Source organism: Microbacterium sp. CCNWLW41 (assembly GCF_037083505.1).
On the sequence record NZ_JBAOJP010000002.1, the window covers coordinates 350,381 to 370,956 of the forward strand.

General features: G+C 71.9%; 19 protein-coding genes. 15 read left to right on the forward strand and 4 right to left on the reverse strand.

What is annotated here, in order from left to right; all coding sequences use genetic code 11:
• Window positions 1–26 precede the first annotated feature (26 nt).
• From V6R91_RS09425 to V6R91_RS09450, 6 genes are all read left to right on the forward strand, one after another.
• Entirely contained in the window at window positions 27–1,115 is a 1,089-nt protein-coding gene (locus tag V6R91_RS09425) for an ABC transporter permease (protein WP_067249136.1), read from the forward strand.
• A gap of 91 nt (window positions 1,116–1,206) precedes the next feature.
• Entirely contained in the window at window positions 1,207–2,145 is a 939-nt protein-coding gene (locus tag V6R91_RS09430) for an ABC transporter permease (RefSeq protein WP_231821561.1), read from the forward strand.
• Window positions 2,142–3,920 (forward strand): ABC transporter ATP-binding protein, encoded by a 1,779-nt coding sequence (locus tag V6R91_RS09435; RefSeq protein ID WP_336395261.1) that lies wholly within the window; start codon window positions 2,142–2,144, stop codon window positions 3,918–3,920. Before V6R91_RS09430 ends, V6R91_RS09435 begins: the two co-directional genes overlap by 4 nt.
• A 136-nt stretch (window positions 3,921–4,056) precedes the next feature.
• Window positions 4,057–5,379, forward strand: coding sequence for a GAF domain-containing protein (locus V6R91_RS09440; RefSeq protein ID WP_336395262.1), 1,323 nt, complete (start codon window positions 4,057–4,059; stop codon window positions 5,377–5,379).
• A 134-nt stretch (window positions 5,380–5,513) separates the two neighbouring features.
• Window positions 5,514–7,079 (forward strand): acetaldehyde dehydrogenase ExaC, encoded by a 1,566-nt coding sequence (gene exaC / locus V6R91_RS09445; RefSeq protein WP_067249132.1) that lies wholly within the window; start codon window positions 5,514–5,516, stop codon window positions 7,077–7,079.
• Between the two features lie 64 nt (window positions 7,080–7,143).
• Window positions 7,144–7,518 carry a DUF779 domain-containing protein gene (locus V6R91_RS09450; RefSeq protein WP_336395263.1) on the forward strand — a complete coding sequence of 125 codons (375 nt, stop codon included), beginning with the start codon at window positions 7,144–7,146 and terminating at the stop codon, window positions 7,516–7,518.
• A 13-nt stretch (window positions 7,519–7,531) separates the two neighbouring features.
• Here the strand turns inward: V6R91_RS09450 and V6R91_RS09455 are convergent, their stop codons facing one another.
• The 3 genes from V6R91_RS09455 to V6R91_RS09465 are packed head-to-tail and all read right to left on the reverse strand — an operon-like array spanning window position 7,532 to window position 11,083.
• A complete protein-coding gene (locus V6R91_RS09455) occupies window positions 7,532–8,800 on the reverse strand; it encodes a hypothetical protein (protein WP_336395264.1) in 1,269 nt (422 codons plus the stop codon).
• Window positions 8,801–8,839: 39 nt separating this feature from the next.
• Entirely contained in the window at window positions 8,840–9,982 is a 1,143-nt protein-coding gene (locus V6R91_RS09460) for a hypothetical protein (protein ID WP_336395265.1), read from the reverse strand.
• 57 nt (window positions 9,983–10,039) lie between these two features.
• Entirely contained in the window at window positions 10,040–11,083 is a 1,044-nt protein-coding gene (locus tag V6R91_RS09465; protein WP_336395266.1) for a hypothetical protein, read from the reverse strand.
• A gap of 86 nt (window positions 11,084–11,169) precedes the next feature.
• Between V6R91_RS09465 and V6R91_RS09470 the strand changes: the two genes are divergently transcribed.
• From V6R91_RS09470 to V6R91_RS09480, 3 genes are read left to right on the forward strand one after another with little or no spacing between them, the layout of a single operon-like run.
• Window positions 11,170–12,186: a glycosyltransferase family 2 protein gene (locus V6R91_RS09470; RefSeq protein WP_336395267.1), complete on the forward strand. Its 1,017-nt coding sequence runs from the start codon at window positions 11,170–11,172 to the stop codon at window positions 12,184–12,186.
• Complete coding sequence (locus V6R91_RS09475; RefSeq protein WP_336395268.1) at window positions 12,183–13,589, forward strand: polysialyltransferase family glycosyltransferase; 1,407 nt, start codon at window positions 12,183–12,185, stop codon at window positions 13,587–13,589. The genes V6R91_RS09470 and V6R91_RS09475 overlap by 4 nt, the downstream gene beginning before the upstream one ends.
• Window positions 13,586–14,896 (forward strand): acylneuraminate cytidylyltransferase, encoded by a 1,311-nt coding sequence (locus tag V6R91_RS09480; protein ID WP_336395269.1) that lies wholly within the window; start codon window positions 13,586–13,588, stop codon window positions 14,894–14,896. Before V6R91_RS09475 ends, V6R91_RS09480 begins: the two co-directional genes overlap by 4 nt.
• 147 nt (window positions 14,897–15,043) lie before the next feature.
• Here V6R91_RS09480 and V6R91_RS09485 read toward each other — a convergent pair whose 3' ends face one another.
• Window positions 15,044–15,739 carry a hypothetical protein gene (locus tag V6R91_RS09485; protein WP_336395270.1) on the reverse strand — a complete coding sequence of 232 codons (696 nt, stop codon included), beginning with the start codon at window positions 15,737–15,739 and terminating at the stop codon, window positions 15,044–15,046.
• A 307-nt stretch (window positions 15,740–16,046) separates the two neighbouring features.
• Between V6R91_RS09485 and V6R91_RS09490 the strand changes: the two genes are divergently transcribed.
• The 6 genes from V6R91_RS09490 to rplI all read left to right on the forward strand — a co-directional run bounded on the left by V6R91_RS09490 (window position 16,047) and on the right by rplI (window position 20,520).
• Complete coding sequence (locus V6R91_RS09490) at window positions 16,047–16,919, forward strand: N-acetylneuraminate synthase family protein (protein ID WP_336395271.1); 873 nt, start codon at window positions 16,047–16,049, stop codon at window positions 16,917–16,919.
• Window positions 16,916–18,319 carry a DUF6716 putative glycosyltransferase gene (locus V6R91_RS09495; protein ID WP_336395272.1) on the forward strand — a complete coding sequence of 468 codons (1,404 nt, stop codon included), beginning with the start codon at window positions 16,916–16,918 and terminating at the stop codon, window positions 18,317–18,319. Before V6R91_RS09490 ends, V6R91_RS09495 begins: the two co-directional genes overlap by 4 nt.
• Window positions 18,320–18,860: 541 nt before the next feature.
• The gene (gene rpsF / locus V6R91_RS09500; RefSeq protein ID WP_067245610.1) at window positions 18,861–19,226 is read left to right on the forward strand and encodes a 30S ribosomal protein S6; all 366 of its coding nucleotides are present in this window, start codon (window positions 18,861–18,863) and stop codon (window positions 19,224–19,226) included.
• A gap of 5 nt (window positions 19,227–19,231) precedes the next feature.
• Window positions 19,232–19,732 (forward strand): single-stranded DNA-binding protein, encoded by a 501-nt coding sequence (locus V6R91_RS09505; RefSeq protein WP_067245612.1) that lies wholly within the window; start codon window positions 19,232–19,234, stop codon window positions 19,730–19,732.
• 68 nt (window positions 19,733–19,800) lie between these two features.
• Complete coding sequence (rpsR, locus tag V6R91_RS09510; RefSeq protein ID WP_040168021.1) at window positions 19,801–20,055, forward strand: 30S ribosomal protein S18; 255 nt, start codon at window positions 19,801–19,803, stop codon at window positions 20,053–20,055.
• A 12-nt stretch (window positions 20,056–20,067) separates the two neighbouring features.
• Entirely contained in the window at window positions 20,068–20,520 is a 453-nt protein-coding gene (rplI, locus tag V6R91_RS09515) for a 50S ribosomal protein L9 (RefSeq protein ID WP_067245615.1), read from the forward strand.
• Window positions 20,521–20,576: the final 56 nt, after the last annotated feature.

The following is a 20,576-nucleotide window of genomic DNA, read 5'->3' on the forward strand; positions in this document are numbered from 1 at the left end:
TGCACTCGAACGAAGAGGTTCATCCCATGTCCGTCGACGCCCTCACCCCGGATCCGACGACGCTGACGCCCGCGACCCGACCCGCCTCACAGGGCGGCGGACTGTGGCGTTACGTGGTCGTCCGGCTCCTGCTCATCATCCCGACCGTGCTGATCCTGGTCACCATGGTCTTCTTCCTGATGCGGATCACCGGCGATCCCATCACCGCCGCCCTCGGCGGCCGGCTCCCCGCCGCCCAGCTCGCCGAGCGCGTGCACGAGGCGGGCTTCGACCGCCCGCTGATCCTGCAGTACTTCGAGTACCTCGCCGGCATCGCCCGCGGAGACTTCGGCACCACCATCACGGACCGGCGCCCGGTCACCGAGATCCTGCTGCAGTACGGGTCCGCGACGCTGGAGCTGGCGATCTACGCGCTGATCGTGGCCTTCGTCGTGAGCATCCCGCTCGGACTGGTGGCCGCGTACCGCCGCGACCGCTGGCAGGACGCGACGCTTCGGATCATGGCGATCCTCGCGTACGCGACCCCCATCTTCTTCGTGGGCCTCCTCCTGAAGCTCGTCTTCTCCGTCTGGCTCGGCTGGCTGCCCGTCTCGGGCCGCGCCGGCACCCGCACCGAGCTGCTGATGAGCGGCATCGACACCCCGACCGGAATTTACCTGCTCGACGCGATCCGGCTCGGCAACGGCCCCGCGATCGCCGACGTGCTCTGGCACGCGGTGCTCCCGGCGGTCGCCCTCGGGCTGCTCACCGCGGGCGTCTTCCTGCGTCTGGTGCGCACGAACGTGATCGGGACGCTCGGCCAGCAGTACGTCACCTCGGGCCGCTCGCGCGGGGTGCGCGAGTTCCGGCTGGTCACCAAGCACGCCTTCCGTCCGGCCCTCATCCCGATCATCACGGTGATGGGGCTGCAGATCGCGCTGCTGCTCGCGGGCGCCGTGCTCACCGAGACGACCTTCGAATGGAAGGGGATCGGCTTCATGCTCGCCGAGTACCTGAAGGCGCGCGATTTCGTGGCCGTGCAGGGCATCGTCGTGATGATCGCCGTGATCGTCGCCGTGACGAACTTCCTGGTCGACGTCATCGCGGCCTTCATCGACCCGAGGGTGAGGTACTGACATGGAGCGCGAACCGCTTCCCGCCCACCCGCCGACCGGCACGCCGGTGAACCGGGACCTCCCGACGCCGAAGACGGAGGCGCTCGCGGCCATGAAACCGCGCAAGCGCCGCTGGACGGAGCGCGTGCCGGTGATCTCGCACCTGCGCCAGAGCGTCGGGCTCCAGCGCGGCATGCTCGTCACGGGCCTGGTCATCACCGCCTTCTTCGTGGTGGTCGCCGCCCTCGCCCCCGTCATCGCGCCGTACTCGTGGGCGCAGCAGGCCGTCGACGGGACCAAGTTCGGCACCCAGCAGCCGCCGAGCGCGACGAACATCCTCGGCACCACCGTCTCCGGCTTCGACGTCTTCTCCCGGGTGGTGTGGGGCGCGCAGACGGCGCTGCTCGTGATCCTCGCCGCGATCGTCTGCTCGATCTTCCTCGGAATCCTCCTCGGGCTCGTCTCCGGCTACTTCGGCGGATGGCTCGATCGGGTGCTCGTGGTCGTCTGCGACGCGATCTACGCGTTCCCCTCGCTGCTGCTGGCGATCGTGATGTCGATCGTCATCAGCGGCGGCCGGTCCACGCTGTGGTCCGGGATCTGGGCCACGGCGCTGTCGATCACGGTGGTGTACGTGCCGCAGTACTTCCGCGTGATCCGCGCGGAGGTCGTGCGGGTGCGGGCCGAGCCCTTCGTCGAGTCGGCGAAGGTGATCGGCGTCCCCATCGGACGGATCCTCGTCCGGCACGTGCTGCGCAACTCCACCCGGTCCCTGCCGGTGGTGATCACGCTAAACGCCTCGGAGGCCCTGCTGACCCTGGCCGGTCTCGGCTTCCTCGGGTTCGGCATCGAGGCGACCTCGGCGGCCGAGTGGGGGTACGACCTCAACCGCGCCGTGGCCGACGTCACGAGCGGCATCTGGTGGACGAGCATCTTCCCCGGCGTGGCGATCGTGCTCGTCGTGCTGGGCATCACCCTCGTCGGCGAGAGCCTGAACGATCTGAGCGATCCGCGACTGCGCACCCGCCGTCGCGCGGGAGGTGCGGCATGAGCGCCGTGGACACGACGGGAGCCGCCGGCTCCTTCCGCAACGACGCCGCGGTGATCCGGGACCTGCGGATCGCATTCGCGACCGACGGCGACCCGGTCCAGGCGGTCAAGGGCATCGACCTGGAGGCGCACGCCGGCGAGGTGCTGGCGATCGTGGGCGAGTCGGGATCCGGGAAGACGGTCACCGCGAACGCGCTGCTCGGCCTGCTGCCGGAGACGGCCACGATGTCCGGTGCGGTGCTCGTCCGCTCGCGCAGCGGCGAGGAGACCGATGTCGTGCACGCGTCGCCGGCGAAGCTGCGTGCGATGCGCGGGCGGGACGCCGCGATGGTCTTCCAGGAGCCGTCGACCGCGCTGAACCCCGTGTACCCGGTCGGCTGGCAGATCGCGGAGGGGCTCCGGGCGCACCGCTCGCCGAACCAGGGCGCGCTGTCCAAGCGGGATGCCCGCGCCCGCGCGGTGGAGATCCTGCGGAAGGTGGGGATCCCGGATCCGGAGAAGCGCGTCGACGACTACCCGCACCAGTTCTCCGGCGGGCAGAAGCAGCGCATCGTCATCGCGATGGCGCTCGTGCTCGACGCGGGCCTCATCATCGCGGACGAGCCGACGACGGCGCTCGATGTCACCGTGCAGGCGGAGATCCTGGATCTGCTGCGCACGTGCCGGGACGAGTTCGGCGCGACCATCGTGCTCATCACGCACAACATGGGCGTGGTGGCCGACCTCGCCGACCGCGTCGTCGTGATGTACCGCGGCGACATCGTCGAGCAGGCCCCCGTGCACGAGCTGTTCGCGTCCCCGCGGGAGGAGTACACGCGCGAGCTGCTCGCCGCCGTGCCGCACGTCGGCCAGGGCAAGTCCGCCTCGCCCGCGTCTTCTGCCCCTTCGGTCGCCCCGCGAGCGGAGCGGGACGAAACGTCGCCGGAGTCCCCGCGCCCGTCCGCCGGCCGCGCCCCGGTGATCGTCGCCGAGGCGTGCGAGATCGGCTACCCCGGCCGGTTCGGCCGCGGCGGCTTCGTGGCGGTGAAGGGCGTCGATTTCGAGGTCGGCCCCGGCGAGGTCGTCGGCCTGGTCGGCGAGTCCGGGTCCGGCAAGACCACCATCGGCCGCGCGGTCGTGGGGCTGACGACGGTCGTCGGCGGCTCGCTCCGGGTCCTCGGCCAGGAGATGCGCGGGGTCCGCTCGCGTCAGTTGGCGCCCCTGCGCCCGGAGATCGGGTTCGTCTTCCAGGATCCGGCCACGAGCTTCAACCCGCTGCTGACCATCGCCGAGTGCATCGCGGAGCCGCTCATCGTGCACGGCCGGGCAGCGAGCCTCGCCGCCGCCCGGCCGCGCGTGGACGAGCTGCTGGACGCCGTACGGCTGCCGGCGAACTTCGGCGACCGGTACCCGCACGAGCTCTCCGGCGGGCAGCGGCAGCGCGCGTCGCTGGCCCGGGCGCTGTCCCTCGACCCGACGCTGCTCATCGCCGACGAGCCCACGAGCGCGCTGGACGTGTCGGTGCAGGCGAAGGTGCTGGATCTGTTCGTGCAGCTGCAGCAGGAACTCGGCTTCGCGTCCCTGTTCATCAGCCACGACCTGGCCGTGATCGACGCGGTGTCGGATCGGATCATCGTGCTCCAGCGCGGCGTGATCCGCGAGCAGGGGACCACGGCGCAGGTGCTCAACGACCCGCAGGATCCCTACACCCGCGAGCTGCTGGCGGCGCTGCCCGTCCCGGACCCGGTCGCCCAGGCCGAGCGGCGGGCGCTGTGGCAGGAGGTCCGGCGCCGCTGAGGCACGGTGCGGCGGCGGGACGCCCGTTCCCGCCGCCGCGTCCTCGGCCTACACTGAGGTCACCCGGGACCGGACGCAGGTGGTCGCCGCAGGCGACGGAGACCGGGCACCACCGTCAGCGCTGATCGGAGGACTCGTGACCTCGGGCTGGTCCGCGTCGCACGGCGTCTCTCCGGAGGGGTCGCGGCTCCTCGTCGAGCGCGCCCACGAGGAGCTCGTCGCGGGCAACCTCGCCGACGACCGCCTGCAGCAGGTGCGCCCCCTCGTGCGCGCGTCGTGGGAGCGGGCGTGGCGCCGGCGAGTGGGCGCCGAGGGTCTGCCGCCCCTGGACCTGTCCGCCGAGGCGTTGGAGGCCTATCGCTCCGGGCACCCGCTCGCCGGGATGATGGACATGATCCGCGGGCTGCTGCTGCCCGGGTCGGCGGAGGACTCCGGGGTCATCGTGGCGGTGGGCGACCATGCGGGACGCCTGCTGTGGGTGGAGGGCGACCGGAGCCAGCGCCTGCTGTCGGCGGACATGGGCTTCGTGGAGGGGGCGAACTGGTCCGAGGACACGGTCGGCACCTCCGCTCCCGGGACCGCCCTCGCACTGGGGCATTCCGTGCAGATCCACCAGGCCGAGCACTACAACCGCCTCGTGCAGCCCTGGTCGTGCACCGCCGCCCCGGTCTTCGATCCGGAGACCCGGCGGATCCTCGGCGTGATCGACGTCACCGGAGGCGCGGAGACGGTGTCCCCGCAGGCGCGCATGCTCGTGGACGCGACCGCGCGGGCGGTGGAGGCCGAACTGCTGGTGGCCCGGCTGCGCGCGGGGGAGGGTGCGGCCGTCCGTCGCCGCTCGACCGCGGCCGACGCGCCGCGGCGCGCGCGGCTGCAGGTCCTCGGCCGCGATCGCGCGCGCCTCGAGGTCGACGGCGCCCACCGCGAGGACGTGATCGAGCTCAGCGCGCGGCACGCCGAGATCCTCCTCATGCTGGCGGTGCACCGGCAGGGACTCTCCGCGGATCGTCTCGCCGCCCTCGTCTACGGCGAGTCGGGGACTCCGGACACGCTGCGACCGGAGATGGTGCGCCTGCGCAAGGTGCTGGAGCGCGTGAGCCCCGATCTCGTTCCACAGTCCCGCCCGTACCGTCTGACGATCCCGTGGGAGACGGACGCGCAGGATCTGATGTCCCTGATCGACCGGGGCGCGCACCGCGTCGCGCTCTCCGCCTACCGAGGACCCGTGCTGCCCGAATCGACGGCGCCGGGCGTCGAGGAGATGCGCGAGGCGCTGCGTGCGACCCTTCGCGAGGCGATGCTCGCCGAGGCCAGCGTGGATGTCCTGCTCGCCTACGCCGAGATCCCGGAGGGCGCCGAGGACGCCGAGGTGCTGCGCCTGTGCCTGGAGATGCTCCCTGCGCGGTCGCCGCGGCGGGCGAGCCTGGTCAGCCGCATCGAGAAGCTCGAACGCGGCTGACCCGTCCCGGCGTCGCAACCCGATGCAACGTCGCGCACCGGGACGCAACGTCCCCCGGCCTACCGTCGTGTCCACCACCGCGGGCCGGCCGTTCACCGCCCGCGTCGTACGGATCGAGTGTCGAAGGAGACATCATGACCATCGTCGAAGAGGGCGTCGTCGAGACGAGCGCCCCGACCGCGTACGCCGCCCCCGGCCAGCCCGGAGCGGTCGCCGCCTACCGCTCCCGTTACGGCCACTACATCGGCGGCGAGTTCGTCGATCCGGTGAAGGGGCAGTACTTCGAGAACGTGAGCCCCGTCAATGGCAAGCCCTTCACCGAGGTGGGGCGCGGCACGGCCGAGGACATCGACCGTGCCGTCGACGCGGCCTGGCGGGCGTTCGCCTCCTGGAAGCGCACCACCCCCGCCGAGCGCGCCGTCATCCTCAATCGCATCGCCGACCGGATCGAGGAGAACCTCGAGGCCATCGCCGTGGCGGAGACCTGGGAGAACGGCAAGCCCGTGCGCGAGACGCTCGCCGCCGACATCCCGCTCGCCGTCGACCACTTCCGCTATTTCGCCGGCGTGCTCCGGGCGCAGGAGGGCTCGCTCAGCCAGCTCGACGAGAACACCGTGGCCTATCACTTCCACGAGCCGTTGGGCGTGGTCGGTCAGATCATCCCGTGGAACTTCCCGATCCTCATGGCGACGTGGAAGCTCGCTCCGGCGCTCGCCGCGGGCAACTGCGTGGTCCTCAAGCCCGCCGAGCAGACGCCCGCGTCGATCCTGTTCCTCTTCGAGATCATCGGGGACCTCCTCCCGGCCGGCGTGGTGAACATCGTCAACGGGTTCGGGATCGAGGCCGGGGCGCCGCTCGCGTCGCACAAGCGGATCCGCAAGGTGGCCTTCACCGGGGAGACGACGACGGGGCGGCTGATCATGCAGTACGCCTCGCAGAACCTGATCCCCGTCACGCTGGAGCTCGGTGGGAAGTCTCCGAACCTGTTCTTCGAGGACGTCGCCCGAGACACGACCGACCCGTTCTACGACAAGGCGCTGGAGGGCTTCACCCTCTTCGCACTGAACCAGGGCGAGGTCTGCACGTGCCCCTCCCGGTCGCTGATCCAGCGCTCCATCTACGACGGCTTCCTCGCCGACGGCCTGGAGCGGGTCGGCAGGATCGTCCAGGGGAACCCGCTGGATCCGGCGACCATGATCGGCGCCCAGGCGTCCAACGACCAGCTGGAGAAGATCCTCAGCTACATCGACATCGGCCGGCAGGGCGGGGCGAAGCTCCTCACGGGAGGGGAGCGGGTGGACCTCGGCGGCGACCTCAGCGAGGGCTACTACGTCGCCCCCACGGTGTTCGAGGGGACCAACGACATGCGGATCTTCCAGGAGGAGATCTTCGGTCCGGTGCTCTCCGTCACGAGCTTCGACGACTTCGACGATGCGATCTCGATCGCGAACGACACGCTGTACGGCCTGGGCGCGGGCGTCTGGAGCCGCAGCGGGGACACGGCCTACCGGGCGGGACGCGCCATCGAGGCGGGTCGGGTCTGGACGAACACCTATCACCAGTACCCGGCGCACGCCGCGTTCGGCGGGTACAAGCAGTCCGGGATCGGTCGGGAGAACCATCTGAAGATGCTCGACCACTACCAGCAGACGAAGAACCTCCTCGTCTCGTACGCGGAAGGCCCCATGGGGTTCTTCTGAGCCGTGCTGCAGGATCCGGGCGGGTGCCGACGGCGCCCGCCCGGGCCGATCGGAAGGGGAAGCCATGTCGCATCGGGTCGACGTCTCGTCCGCTGCCGCCGCGCTGCTGCGGGAGCTCGCGGAGCGGCACGGTCCGCTCATGTTCCACCAGTCGGGCGGCTGCTGCGACGGGTCGTCGCCCATGTGCTATCCGGTCGGGATGTTCCTGACCGGTCCGGGAGATGTGCTCCTCGGGGTTCTCGACGTGCCGGGGATCGATCCCGTCGAGGTCTACATGTCGGAGGCGCAGTTCGAGTACTGGAAGTACACGCACCTGACGATCGACGTGGTGCCGGGGCGCGGCGCCGGATTCAGCGTCGAGGCGCCGACGGGGAAGCGATTCCTGATCCGTTCGCGCATGCTCGAGCCTGCGGAGCTCGTGCGGCTCGGCCTGGCCTGACGCGGAGGGGGCGTCAGAGCGCGATGAGGAGGGGGACGACGAGCAGCAGCAGCGGGCCGAGGAGCGTGAGTGCGAGGACGCCGAGCACGATCGCGATCGCCACCCACGGCCCGGTCCGCCGCAGGCGCTGACCGGGCGGAGCCACGCCCGGCGGAGGGGGTGTGAGCAGGTCGGGCGGCGGCGTGAACGGGAGGGCGGGAGCGGCGAACGTCCCCGGGCCGCCCGCGGCCGGCAGCGGTGCGGACGCGCCCGTCGCCGCGGGTGCGCCGGAGGGAAGAGGGCCGGGCGCCGCGGCCGGGGGAACGGCCGGAAGCCCGCGGAGGCGGTCGTCGCGCCACCGCGCCCACTGGTCGAGCTTGGTGAGGAGCGCGCCCACGGCGCCGAACAGCCACGCCCACGTCGCCGGGTCCAGCGTCGAGGCCGGTCGCGGCGTGTAGAGGAACAGCCAGTCGTCGACGATCTCGACGTCGAGCTGCGCCGCGTGGTCGATGAAGCGCACCATCACGTCCGGGGTGAACAGGTACAGCGCGTCCGTCTCGTAGCCGGTGGGGCAGTAGAGGGAGAAGTGGCGATCGAAGTCGCCCTCCAGCGAGAGCCGCTGCTCCTTCCGGAAGGAGGCAGGCAGGTTGCTGCCCAGCGTGTTGTTGCCGAGCGCGTCGAGCACGATGTGCGGCAGCGGGACGTCCAGCTTCACGGCGACGTAGCCCCAGTGGTGGGTGGTCTGGTTCTTCCCGGACCCGGTCGTGTACTGGTGGTTGCCGAACTCGACGAACCGCGGCTGCAGCCCGCGGATCGCGTTCGACGCCGCGCGGCCCGATCCCTGGTGGAAGATCATCCCGGGCAGCGGCGGGTTCGGCACCGTGCCGATGTACGCCATGCCGTTCGCCGCAGCGAAGTGGGCGATCCGGTACTGGGCGATGCGTCGGTTGCGGATCGACCGGGAGATCGCGATCCCGATGCCGGCGCCCGCGCCGCCCACGAGCAGGAACATGACGGCCCCGCCGATGAGCGCCCCGATCCCGGCACCCGGGCCGAGCCCGCCGTCCGGAGCACTGCCCGCGGTCGCGCCGAGGGTGACGCCGAGACCCATGGCCATGAGGAACAGGACCGGGACGACGAAGATCGCCACCGCGACGATCGCGATCACGATCCCGGCGATCTGCCCGCCCGACGTCGGGTTCTGCGCCCGCTGTGCCCGGGCGAACGCCGCGACCGCCGCGGGGTCGACGGGGTCGACGAGGGGCCGATGGTCGAAATAGCCGGGCGGCAGGGGCGTGCTCACGCCCCCACGCTAACCTGCCCGCGCCGTCGGGGACGTCAGCTAGCTCCCGGTGACGCGGAGCCAGAGCCAGACCGCGCCGACGACGACGAACACGACGATCCCGATCCACGAGCCGCTACGCCGCAGGCGCCTCCCCGCGGGTGCGACCCCCGGAGGCGGGGCGAACGGCACGGAGAGCGGCGCGACCGGGCCGGGCACCGCCGCGGTGGAGGCGGGTGCGTCGGCCGGTGCCGAAGGATCCGGGGACGCCGGCGTCGCCGTGGTCCGCAGCCGGTCGTCCCGCCACCGGGCCCACTGGTCGAGCTTCGTGAGCACGGCCGCGACCGCGGAGGACGCGGCCTGCCAGACGGGCTCCTCCAGCGTCGCGACCGGCCGCTGCGTGTACAGGAACATCCAGTCGTCCACGATCTCGACGTCGAAGTGCGCCGCGTGGTCCAGGAAGCGGACCATCACGTCCGGGGTGAACAGGTACAGCGCATCGCGTTCGTAGCCGGCGGGGCAGAAGAGGGAGAAGTGCCGGTCGAAGTCGCCCTCCAGGGACAGCCGCTGATCCTTCGTGAACCGGGCGGGGAGGTTGGATCCGAAGAGCCCGTCGTTGGAGGAGGCGTCCAGGACGATGTTCGGGAGCGGGACGTCGAGCTTGATCGCGATGTAGCCCCAGTGGTGGGTCTGAGCGTTCTTGCCCGAGCCCGTGGTGTACGTGTAGTTCCCGAACTCGACGAACCGCGGCCGGTCGCCCCGCACGAGATCCTCGGCGCGGCGGCTGTGGCCGAGGGAGAAGATCATCCCGGGCAGCGGCGGATCCGTGACGAGCGCCTCGTAGGTCATGCCGTTCGCGAGGGCGAACGCGTGCAGCCGGTACCGACGGACCCACCGGGCGCGGCGCGTGGCGAGGAAGCCGATGATCGCGACGGCCGCGACGACGACGAACACCGGCACCAGCCAGCTCCCGCCGCGCGATCCGCCGAGCACGAGAGCGAGCACCGTGGACCCGACGGCGACCACGAACCCGATGGCGATCACCGCGACGACCCACGCGAACACCCGGCCGAGCGGCACCTCCTTCTGGGCGTCGAGCGCCTTCTGCGTGCGTCGGAACTCCGCGAACGCGGCGCGATCGATCGGCGCGGTGAGCGCCCGCGCATCGAACGGGGCCGACGAGGCGGCGGAGGGATCGGTCACCGGTCCACGGTAACCGGGACCGCGCAGGGACGGAGGGGAACCCGCCGCCCGGCCGCCTCAGCGGTTGACGCCGTCGGCGTCCCAGCGCAGGTCCGCCCCCTCGCGGAGCGCCAGGGCCTCGATCGCCGGGTCCGTGCACAGGGCCCGGATCAGCTCCGGGCTCCCGGCGACGACGGTGGAGTCGAAGTCGATCTCGCTCACCATCACCCAGGCGCGGTCTGCGGGCCAGAGGAGGTTCGGGTGGTGCGCCGAGGGCGGGAGGCCGTGCGCCTCGGCGATCCGGTCGCGCCACGGCACGTCGAGGATCCAGTCCGGGTCGGAGAAGGAGCGCGGTGACGCGGTGAACAGCACGTACTCCCGCCCGGGAAGCTCCAGCCGCGGTCCTTCCGAGATTTCGCGGGACAGGATCCCCTCCCGCCACTGCGCCTTGCGGAAGGGGTTGTTGAACGGGTCGTGCGTGCTCTCGGCGAGCATCGCGGCGTGCGCGTTCTCCGCGGGGTCGTCCGAGAACGTGAGGAACGATCGGCCGTTGCTGCCGTACGCGCCCAGGAGTCCGCCGTAGCCTGCCCACACGCCGACGACGCCCTCCTCCGGGGTCGTCGTGTGCGCGGCCAGGTGCGCCGCCACCGGGGCGAGGTCCTCGGGAGACAGGTCGCCCTCGGCCGGTGCCGTGAACTCGCGTCCGTCCGGCGCGTGCCGGGTGCGCCAGTCGCCGTCCGCCGGCGTGCGCACGAGGTGCTGCCACTGCGCGAGCGGGTGCACCGTGGTCCCGAACGCCGCGGCGGTCTCCGCCCAGGTCGCGCGTCGGTCCTCCGTCAGGCCGAACAGCCGCTCGCGCTCGTCCTCGGTCATCGCGTCCCACTCCTCCGCGGTGGGGACCGGGCGATCGGGCAGGGAGCGGACGACCGCGGGATGGAGGATCCGCGCGTAGGCGGGATATCCGCGGGGCACCACGCCGTGCATCGTCGCGTACCCGTCGTCGAGCCGTGCGCGGAGCCAGCCTCCCGCGGCGGCGGGATCCGGGATCCAGGCGGACGCGGAGCCGTGGGCGTCCGGGGATCGGTCGGCGGGGCGGTCGGATCCGGTCGCGGGGGAGGTCATGTCCCCACGCTACGCAGGCCCGGCCCAGCGCGCACGCGTCATCCGCCGTTCACCTCGTCGTCTCCGGCCCGTCAGCCGCCCGCGCCATGATCGACGCCGTCCCGTCCCCGTCGTTCTGGAGCCCTGTGCGCGCACCGCTGGTCACCGTCGTGCTCCCCGCGAAGGACGCGGGGGCGTATATCGGCACCGCGCTGGAGACGCTGACCCGTCAGTTCGACGATCCTCGCGATCTTCAGCTCGTCGCGATCGACGACGGCTCTGCGGACGACACCGGCGCGCTCATGGCGCACTATGCCGAGCGGTTCCCGCACGCCGAGGTGATCCGCAACGACCATCCGCTCGGCCTCGCGACCGCCCGGAACCAGGGGCTCGACCGCGTGGCCGCGGACGCGTTCTGCTTCCTGGACGGCGACGACTGGATGCAGCCGCGCCGGCTGCCCGTGCTCCATACGGCGCTGCGCATGCAGGACTGCGACTTCGTCCGCACCGATCACGTGACGGTCACGGCGGGGGAGAGGGCCCTCGTGCGCGCGCCCTTCACGCGTCGGGGAGGACGCGCGGATCCGCGAGACGGCGTCCTCCCCGAGGACGACACGACCATGGTGGACTATCCGTATGCCTGGGCGGGCATGTTCCATCGGCGGCTCATCGACTCCGGTGTCGCCCGGTTCCGGGACGGGCTCTTCACGGCGGAGGACCGGCCCTGGGTCTGGAGGCTCCACCTGGAGGCGACCTCGTTCGCGGTGGTGGACGCGCCCCACCTCCTGTACCGCCGCGGCATGGACGGCTCGCTGTCGCGCACGACCGATCGGCGCCAGCTCGACGTCGTCCCCGCGCTCGCCGAGGTGATCGACCTCGTCCGCACCGACAGGGATGCCGAGCGCCTACTTCCGAAGGCGGTGGTCACCGTGCTCGCGCTCAGCTCGCACCACCTGGTCCGCGCCCGGCGGATGGAGGCGGGCGTGCGCCGTGAGCTCCGCGCGGGAATCCGCGGGCTGCTGGCGCGCCTCCCGTCGGACGAGGTCCGCGCAGCGATCCCGAGGATCGGCGGCCCCCGCCGGCGGGTGCTGGCGCGTCTCCTGCGAGAGGCGGAGCACGGATGATCGACGTCTTCGCGCTGCACAGCCCGTACGGCCTCATGACGGCCACCGCCGCCATCGACGCGGGGCTGGTCCCTCCGGCGGTCGACGCTGACGGCGCGGTCGTCGCTCCCCGACGGGTGCTCCTCGCGGTGGGGTCGTCGGCGGTGCCGGAGACCGCGCCCGACCTCGCGGCGGATCCCGCGTGGCGCACGCTCCGGGACCGGTTCGATCGCGTCGAGTCGCTGAACGCGCTCGTGGACCCGCATCACCCGCGCGACTGGATCCCCGCGGAGCAGGATCATCCGATGCTCGGCCGCCTGCTGCGGCGGGCGTGGGACGCGGAGACGGAGCGGATCCGCCTGTTCGTGCAGAGCCCGCAGGTGGCACCGGCGCGCACGCTGATGACCCTCTTCGACCAGGCCGAGATCCTCGTCGTGGGCGACGGGCTGATGACCTACTCTCCGATCCGCGACCGGCTGCCTCGTCAGGTCACGGAGCGGATCGCCGGCGTGATCCTCGCCGACGTGGTCCCCGGGGTCGTGCCGCTGGTGTTCGTCGAGACCGGGGCTCCGCGGATCCCCGTGCCCGCGCCCGCCTTGCGCGCGGTGATCGACGAGGTCGACGCCGGATCCGACGCGACCGTCCGTCCCGCCGGGGGAGAGCCGGTCGCCCTCGTGCTCGGGCAGTACCTGGCCGCGCTCGGCCTCGCCACCGAGGCGGAGGAGCAGGAGATGCAGGCGCAGATGGTCGATCGCGCCGCCGAGTGGGGTGTCGCGGGGATCGTCTTCAAGCCCCACCCCGCCGCGACGGCGGGTCTGGTCTCGCACGTGCGGGAGCGCGCCGCCGCGCACGGTCTGAGCTTCGCCGTCCACGAGGGCGACGAACCGGCCGAGCTCGTCGCCCGCCGGATCGGCGCCGAGGGGGTCGTCGCGGGCTTCTCCACCGCGCTGCCCACCGTGCAGACGCTCTTCGGCGTCCGGATCGCGTCCGCCGGCACGCGGACGGTGCTGCGCGGGCTGACCCCGTACGAGAACAGCAACCGCATCCCGGCCACGATCGTCGACGCGCTCACGCGGCGGCGGTCGCCGTACGCGCGCCCGGAGGATCTGCAGCTCCTCGTCGACGCCGTCGGGTACTGCATGCAGCCGCGGATCCTCGCGGCGCTGCGTCCCCGGGCGGAGGAGCTGCTGCGGCGACTCGGCCGCGTGGAGATCGCGCGGTACTTCGATCCTGAGCGCCTTGCCGCGCTCGATCTTCCCGGCGCCCCGGTGCCGACGTGGCGCGACCGGGCCCGTCGCCGGGTGGGGCTCGGCCCCGCGCTCGTGGACACGGGGGGCGTCTCGCGGCTGGAGCAGGTGGGGCTGACAATCCAGGGTGCGCGCCGGCGCGCGGCCCGCGTATGGAGGACGGTGCGAGGGCGATGACGACGGGGACGCCCTTCGGGGCGGATGCCGGGGGTTCGGGTGCGCGCGGGCCGATCGACGAGCGGGGCTCTGTCGCGAGTGCGGGGAGCGCCGACACGCCGCCACAGGGTCTCACGGCCGCGATCATCCCGGCGCGCGGCGGATCCCGCGGTATCCCGCGCAAGAACCTGCAGCGCGTGGGAGGTCTGACGCTCGTGGAACGCGCCGTCCGCGCCGCGGCCGCGGCGGAGGGCGTCGACCTCGTCGTCGTCTCGACGGACGATCCGGAGATCGCCGCGGTCGGACGCGCCGCCGGGGCCCGCGTGGTGGATCGCCCCGCCGACCTCGCGAGCGACACGGCGTCGTCGGAGAGCGCGCTCCTGCACGCCCTGGACGAGCTGGAGTCCGCGGGGCTCGGGATCGAGGTCGTCGTGTTCGTCCAGGCGACCTCGCCGTTCCTCCCCGTGGACGGGATCGCCCGTGCCGTGGCGGATATCCGCTCCGGTCGCTTCGACAGCGTCTTCGCCGCGCACGAGACGTACGGGTTCCTCTGGCGGCGCGGACCGGACGGCACGGCTGAAGCCGTGAACCACGACGCCGCCTTCCGACCGCGCCGGCAGGACCGCGCACCGGACCACCTCGAGACCGGCGCCTTCTACGCCTTCCGTGCCGACGGCTTCCGCGCCGCGCAGCATCGCTTCTTCGGGCGGATCGGGGTCGTCGTCGTGCCTGAGAGCACGGCGATCGAGATCGACGTCCCCGCCCAGCTCGCGGCGGCTGACGCGCTGGCCGGCGTCCTGGGCCCCGCGTCTCCCGGAGGAGGGCCGCCCGAGCCGATCGGCGGCGAGCCGGTTCCTGCCCGTGCGCTGGTGACGGACTTCGACGGGGTGCACACCGACGACACCGCCTGGGTGGACCAGGACGGGCGGGAGAGCGTTCGGGTCAGCCGGGAGGACGGCATGGGCGTGGCCCGGCTGCGGGCGGCGGGTGTGCCGGTCCTCATCCTCTCCACCGAGGTCAATCCGGTCGTGTTCCGGCGTGCGGAGAAGCTCGGGATCCCCGTCCTTCAGGCGGTGGGCGACAAGGCTGCCGCGCTCGCCGCGTGGGCGCAGGAGCAGGGGGTGGATCTCGCGGACGTGGCGTACGTCGGCAACGACGTGAACGATCTCGGCGCCCTCCGGATCGCGGGATGGCCGGTCGCGGTCGCGAACGCGCATCCCGACGTACGGGCAGCGGCCCGGGTCGTCCTCGCCCGCTCCGGCGGGTCCGGCGCGGTCCGCGAGATCGCCGAGCGCATCCTCGCCGCCGGTTCCGCTTCCGGTCGTTGAGCGAGCGCAGCGAGTCGAAACGCCCTCGCCCCGGTCCCGCCCCCGGTCGTTGAGCGAGCGCAGCGAGACGAAACGCCCTCGCCCCCGTCCCCGGTCTCGCGTCCGGTCGTTGAGCGAGCGCAGCGAGTCGAAACGCCCTCGCGCCGGTCAGGCCGCGCTACTGAAGCGGCGGAGAGCGAGTTCGATGAGGGGAAGGTCGTCACGGGGGATGACGACTGTGCAGGTGACGTGGCGATCGACGCGGAAGCCGACGGCGAAGACGAACGGGTCCGTGTCGAGGTGTACCGCCGATCGCTGGCGTCCGTCGACGGTGACCTCCGTCGGTGCCACTGCGGAGACGGGCGCCATCCATGCGCTGTCGCCGCGAGGCCCTGGCGGTAGTCCGAGCTCCTCGCGGAAGCGGTTGCGGAGGATCTGGTTCACGTGATCGACGAGCAACTGCGGCAGGGACTGGCGCGTCGGATCCGGGGTTGCGTGCCAGGTCGTCTGGACCGCGTCCCACAGCATCGGGTAATGCAGGAGCTTCGCCTGTTGGCGGAGCCATTCCGGTCGGCCCCATGGGGGCTCCTCATCGAGGGAACGGCGGGTGCGTTCGTCCTGCTCCAGCTCGTTGCGCGGGTCGGCGTGGTCGTCCGGGTACCGCCAGAGCGTATAGCTGAAGGAGACGGACATCGATGAGACGTCGCCGGTGCCGATCGTGTCGGAGAACCCGGTGACGGGCGCGCGGGTAAGGGCGGGTTGCGGACAGAGTTCGAACACGGGGAACGGCACCGCGCGCAGTCGGGCCTCGGAGGCGATGCTCGGATCCGGGGCGTCCAGGGGGAGGAATCCGTGGAACTCCATGGCTCCAGTGTGCACCCAGCGCTCCGCCCGTTGACGGACGCCCGCGCCCCCGGTCGTTGAGTGAGCGCAGCGAGTCGAAACGCCCCCGCTTCCGGTCTCGCGTCCGGTCGTTGAGCGAGCGCAGCGAGTCGAAACGCCCTCGCTTCCGGTTTCGCGTCCGGTCGTTGAGCGAGCGCAGCGAGTCGAAACGCCCTCGCCCCGCGCACCGCTCCGGACCCGACACGCACGCGTCGCCGCGGAGACACGCCGGCGTCGCTCGGTGTTCACCCCCGGTGCGTAAGCCGGAGGGGAGCGAACGGAGACGCACATGACCGTCAGCATCGGATCGCGCGTGGTGGGCGGGGGGAACCCGGTCTACGTGATCGCTGAGATCGGCCTGAACCACAACGGCGACGTCGAGCTCGCCAAGAAGCTCATCGACGTCGCGGCCGCCGCGGGAGCGGACGCCGTCAAGTTCCAGAAGCGCACGCCGGAGATCGCCACGCCCGAGCACATGCGCGACACCCTGCGCGAGACGCCGTGGGGCACCATGACCTACCTGGACTACCGCCGGAGGGTGGAGTTCGGCCGGGACGAGTACATCGAGATCGGCGACCACGCGACCCTCGCGGGCCTGCACTGGTTCGCCTCGCCGTGGGACGTCCCGAGCGTCCGCTTCCTGGAGGAGCTCGGCGTGGTGGCGCACAAGGTCGCGTCGGCGAGCCTCACCGACCTCGAGCTGCTCGCGGCCCTGCGAGACACCGGCAAGCCCGTCATCCTCTCGACCGGGATGTCGACGATCCCGCAGATCGACCGCGCGCTGGAGATGCTCGGCACCGACCGGCTCATCCTGATGCACGCGACCTCGACCTATCCGATGGAGCCGGAGGAGGCCAACCTCAAGGTCATCCCCGCACTGCGCGACCGCTACGCCGGCGTCCCCGTGGGGTATTCCGGTCATGAGCGGGGCCTGCAGATCTCGCTGGCGGCGGTCGCCCTCGGCGCCGTGGCGGTGGAGCGACACATCACGCTGGATCGGGCGATGTGGGGGTCCGATCACGCCGCCTCGCTGGAGCCGACCGGATTGGAGCGCCTCGTGCGGGACATCCGCGTCATCGAGACGGCGCTCGGCGACGGGGTCAAACGCGTGTTCCCGGGCGAGCACGCGCCGATGGCGAAGCTGCGCCGGGTCCCGGCATGAGCCTGAACGAGCTCGTCGCGCAGGTGGCGCGCCCGGTGATCACGGGCATGTCGCGACCGGATCCGGTGCGTCCGCCCGTCGGCACGGCCGTGCGGCGCGTGGTCGTGATCGCGGACGCCGACTCGTTCGTGAAGTGGGGCGCCGCGCTCGTCGACGAGGTGCGCGGGATCAGCGCACACCTGCTCCTCGTGCGCACGCCGCTGCGTGTGAGCGGCGATCAGGAGCGCACGGCGGTCGCCGGGACCCGATTCGCGGCCCCCGGCGCCCGGACGCGGCTCGACCTCCGGGAACTGCGCGGCTGGTTGGACTGGGATCGTCCGGACGTCGTGGTGCTCGCGGCCCGCGGCCCGCTCATCCGTCTGCTCCAGCGCGAGATCGACCAGCTCGTCGAGCGCCCCGTGGTCGTCACCGGGCTCCCCGGGGCGTCGGTGCCGGCGCTGCGCGGCGCGCTGTCCTATCGCGCGCACAGCGATCTCGTCGTGGTGCATTCGCATCGCGAGCGCCGCGCCTACCGCGAGCTCGCGCGGCGGATCCGCGTCGACGTGCCCATCGGCCTCGCCACGCTGCCCTTCGCCCGGACGGCGGGCGGCCTCGGCGCGTCCGGGACCGAGCCGGCGACGGACCTCGTCTTCGCCGCGCAGGCGCTCGTTCCCTCCTCCCGAGAAGACCGTGCACGGATCGCGGGGATCCTGCGGCGGGCGGCCCTGGCCGATCCCTCCCGGCGCGTGGTCGTCAAGCTCCGCGCCCGGCCGGGGGAGGCGCAGACCCACGCCGAGCGCGACGGCTATCCGGAGCTGATCGCCGACATCGGGCCGGTGCCGCCGAACCTGGTGTTCTCGTACGGTTCGATGCGGGAGTCCCTCGCGCGGGCCGAGGGACTCGTGACGATCGGATCGACGGCCGCGATCGAGGCGGTCGCGGCCGGTGTCCCCGTGATCGCCTTGGATCTGTTCGGCTTCGACAAGGCGCTGCTGAACACCGTCTTCGCGGACTCCGGACTGCGCGGAGGGGAGGAGGACGTGGTCGCCCGCCGCTTCCGTCGCCCGGATCCGCGCTGGCTCACGCAGAACTACTTCCACGACCCGGCGGAGTCGGACTGGTGGGCGACGACCCGGCGGCTGGTCGCGCAGCGTCGTCGCGGCGCGCTGGCTCCGCGGACGGCACCCGCGCCGCGCGGTGGGCCGCTCCACGCGGCGTGGCAGCGCAAGAGCGTGCTCGGCGCTGAGGACCGCACGCTCTCTGGAGCCGTCGCCCTCGTGCTCGGCACCCCGGTCGTGCGTGCGATCGTCGCCGTGCGGCGGTGGCGCGGGCGTCGCGGGATCGGATCCTGGACGCACGGCGCGAGCGACTTCACCCTCTCGCCCTCTCCGCACCGCGACCGCATCCGCCCCGCCCGCTGATCCCCTGCTCCTCGCCGCTCCCTCTCGTCCGCCGGTCTGCACACCCGGCTGATCCCCGCCTGATCCCCGCCTGCGGAGATCGCACGCATCTCCGGGCGTTTCCTTCGGATCCTTCCGCCGTTGCGGTCGTCCTCCGCCGTTGTCGGGTCGCGGGTCGCGCGGATCAGCGGAGATCGCGTGGATCGGCGGGGATCGCGCGGATCGGCGGAGGTTCTCGGTGAATTCGTCCGCAGGCACGGTCCTTCTCCGCGGTACGGGATCGGGCCGACCCACATCGCCGGAGATCCCCTGCATCTGCGGAGTTCACATGGATCTGCGGCGCTCACTTGGATCGGCGGGGATCCACGGCGGATTCGTCCGCAGATGCGGGGGTTCTCCGCGAGAGCCCGACGGGCGCGGTCAGCAGGGTGGAGGGATCTCGGCTAGACTGTTGTGGTTGTCTGCCCGGGAGTCTTCGACTCCGAACGGCGGACACGTGCAACACACCCTCCTGCTTCCGGGAAAGTCCCGGGAGCCGTTCTAGTCCGAAGGAGGTGGGTAAGTGACGCACCAGTACGAGCTCATGGTCATTCTGACCCCTGAGCTGGACGAGCGCCAGGTTGCCCCCAACCTCGACAAGTTCCTGAAGGTCATCACGAACGATGGTGGCTCGATCGACAAGGTCGACGTCTGGGGCAAGCGCCGTTTCGCCTACGAGATCAACAAGAAGAGCGAGGGCATCTACGCCGTCGTCAACTTCACCGCGACGAGCGAGGCCACGCAGGAGCTCGACCGCCAGCTCAAGCTGAGCGAGCTCGTGTTCCGCACCAAGGTCCTGCGCGCCGAGGAGGCCCAGGCCATGGTCGCCGCCGAGGCGAAGCGCGCCGAGGAGAAGGCCGCCCGCAAGCCCAAGGTCGCGAAGGCGTAATCCCCATGGCCGGCGAAACCGTCATCACCGTGGTGGGCAACCTCACCGCCGACCCCGAGCTGCGCTACACGCAGAACGGGCTGCCGGTGGCGAACTTCACCATCGCGTCGACGCCGCGCACCTTCGATCGCCAGGCGAACGAGTGGAAGGACGGCGAAGCGCTGTTCCTCCGCGCGTCGGTCTGGCGCGAGTTCGCCGAGCACGTGGCGGGTTCGCTGACGAAGGGCATGCGCGTCGTGGCCCAGGGTCGTCTGCGCCAGCGCTCCTACCAGGACCGCGAGGGCAACAACCGCACCGCGATCGAGCTGGAGGTCGACGAGATCGGCCCCTCGCTCCGCTACGCGACGGCGCAGGTCACCCGCGCCGCCTCGGGAGGAGCCGGTGGCGGCGGCGGTCAGCGCCCGCAGCAGCAGCAGGTGTCGGAGGAGCCGTGGTCCACGCCCGGCTCGTCCAGCGCCGATGCGTGGTCGACGCCCGGCAGCTTCGGCGACGACACGCCCTTCTGATCCCAAACTTCTGAGTCCGGTCCTGAGCCCGTCGAGGGGCCGGAGTCTTCATCACCTAAGGAAATCTCATGGCTGGAAAGTCGAGCGGCGACCGCCGCAAGCCGCGGAAGGGCGCGAAGAACGCCGCTCCCGCGAAGTCCATCCGCGTGGGTGTCATCGACTACAAGGACGTCGCGACCCTCCGCAAGTTCATCTCGGAGCGCGGCAAGATCCGCGCCCGTCGCATCACCGGAGTCTCGGTGCAGGAGCAGCGTCTGATCGCCAAGGCGATCAAGAACGCGCGCGAGATGGCGCTCCTGCCCTACGCCGGCGCCGGCCGCTAAGGGGTACCGACAATGGCAAAGCTGATTCTCACGAACGAGGTCGCCGGGCTCGGTAGCGCTGGCGACGTCATCGAGGTCAAGAACGGGTACGCCCGCAACTACCTCATCCCGCAGGGCTTCGCCGTCGCGTGGACGCGCGGTGGCGAGAAGCAGGTCGAGCAGATCCGCTCGGCTCGCCAGGCCCGTGCGATCCACGACCGCGAAGAGGCCGTGGCGCTCAAGGACAAGCTGCAGGCCGCCAAGGTCCGCCTCGCCGTCAAGGCGGGCGCCGAGGGTCGTCTGTTCGGTTCCGTCAAGACCGGCGACGTCGCGGACGCCGTCGAGGCCGCCGGCATCGGCGCGATCGACAAGCGCAAGGTGCACATCACCTCGCCGATCAAGTCGGTCGGCGAGCACGAGGCCACCGTCCGTCTCCACGAGGACGTGACCGCGGTCATCACCCTTCAGGTCGTCGCCGCCAAGTAAGCGCGACGCCGTACGACAGCCCCCGGGTCCTCGGACCCGGGGGCTTCGTCGTCCCT